The organism is Lysinibacillus sp. CNPSo 3705 (assembly GCF_028674935.1).
Classification (GTDB): domain Bacteria; phylum Bacillota; class Bacilli; order Bacillales_A; family Planococcaceae; genus Lysinibacillus.
Map to the genome: position 1 here is coordinate 1 of NZ_JAQZSD010000149.1, position 1889 is coordinate 1889.

The following is a 1889-nucleotide window of genomic DNA, read 5'->3' on the forward strand; positions in this document are numbered from 1 at the left end:
GTGCGCCCGGCATGCGTATGAACTATAGGGTGTAAGTCCCGAACCCCGAAGACAGAAGTAGAGGTTAGCCAAGAGCAAGGGTGTCCGTGGTGACGCGGAATCTGAAGGAAGCTGGAGGCAAAACACTGGTCCGAGGAACACGAATCTCATAAAAGGCTAGGTATGATTGGATGAGTGTGCTTAACAACACAAAGTCCTTTCTGTCAAAGGTCATATCGAGTAAATGAGGCGGATAGATGGTGTGAAAGTGCATACGCTTACCCGGGGAGGTCTGATGGAAACGTGAAGTACCCTTCATAACCTACTTGGTGACAAGTAGCTGAACCATCAGAAGTCAGCAGAGGTCATAGTACGATTGGGTCTAGAACTAATCGGAAGGACTTAACAACTAAGAGAGAATAGCCCTTGGCATTCCATCCTGAATGAATAAACACAGAAAACAGAGAAACCTCACGCTTAGAAAGTAATGGTGAAGTCCATGAGGGTATTTGCGGAGGGTGTAGTTCAGATGGGCATAAGAAGACAAGCTATTCACGGAAAGGAACGAAATGGTGATGTTGAATCAAATTCTAGCACGGCCGAATATGATACAAGCATTAAAGCGAGTGGAAGCGAATAAAGGAAGCCATGGAGTAGACATGATGCCCGTACAAACCTTACGTCAGCACATCCTCGAAAACTGGGAATCCATTAAAGCGCAAATTCTAGCGGGAACCTATGAACCGCAACCAGTACTTCGTGTCGAAATCCCGAAACCAGACGGCGGTGTGCGTCTATTAGGAATCCCAACCGTGACAGACCGTTTGATTCAACAAGCCATATCGCAGATATTATCAAAGGAATATGATCAAACTTTTTCGGACAACAGTTATGGGTTCCGACCAAATCGGAGTGCTCATGACGCAGTCCGGAAAGCGAAGGGTTATATGAAAGAAGGATATCGTTGGGTTGTGGATATGGATTTAGAGAAATTCTTTGATAAGGTCAACCACGACCGACTAATGGCAACATTAGCGAAAAGTATTCACGATAAATCATTATTAAAACTTATCCGTAAATATCTCCAAGCTGGTGTCATGATAAATGGAGTTGTTTCGAGTACAGACGAAGGAACACCGCAAGGTGGACCATTAAGTCCACTTCTTTCAAATATCGTGTTAGATGAGCTTGATAAAGAATTAGAGAAACGTGGTCATAAATTCGTTCGCTACGCAGATGACTGCAATATCTATGTAAAAAGTAAACGTGCGGGAGAGCGTACAATAGCGAGTGTACAGCGATTCATCGAAAGGACATTACGTTTGAAAGTAAATGAGTCCAAATCGGCTGTAGACCGACCATGGAATCGAAAATTCTTGGGTTTTAGTTTTTCACACCATAAAGAACCAAAAGTTCGAGTGGCGAAAACAAGCCTTCAACGAATGAAGAAGAAAATACGAGAAATTACCTCTAGAAAGATGCCATTTCCAATGGAATATCGTATCAAGAAACTAAACCAATATCTAATTGGCTGGTGCGGATATTTTGCGCTCGCAGATACGCCTTCAGTATTTAGTAAATTAGACAGTTGGATTAAAAGAAGGTTACGAATGTGTCTTTGGAAGAATTGGAAGAAACCCCGAACGAGAGTCAGAAATCTCATTCGTTTAAAAGTTCCATACGGAAAAGCATACGAATGGGGAAATACCCGAAAGGGATACTGGCGCATCTCAAAAAGCCCCATATTACACAGAACCCTCGGCAATTCCTATTGGGAAAGCCAAGGGCTGAAAAGTCTACAAAGTCGTTACGAAACTTTGCGTTATTGATCTTAGTTGAACCGCCGTATACGGAACCGTACGTACGGTGGTGTGAGAGGTCGGGAGTTAATCACTCCCTCCTACTCGATT

General features: G+C 43.4%; 1 protein-coding gene. It reads left to right on the top strand.

The features are described 5' to 3' along the window. Positions 1–551: 551 nt before the first annotated feature. Complete coding sequence (gene ltrA, locus PVA17_RS24675; RefSeq protein WP_132364876.1) at positions 552–1808, top strand: group II intron reverse transcriptase/maturase; 1257 nt, start codon at positions 552–554, stop codon at positions 1806–1808. The last annotated feature ends 81 nt before the right edge of the window (positions 1809–1889 follow it).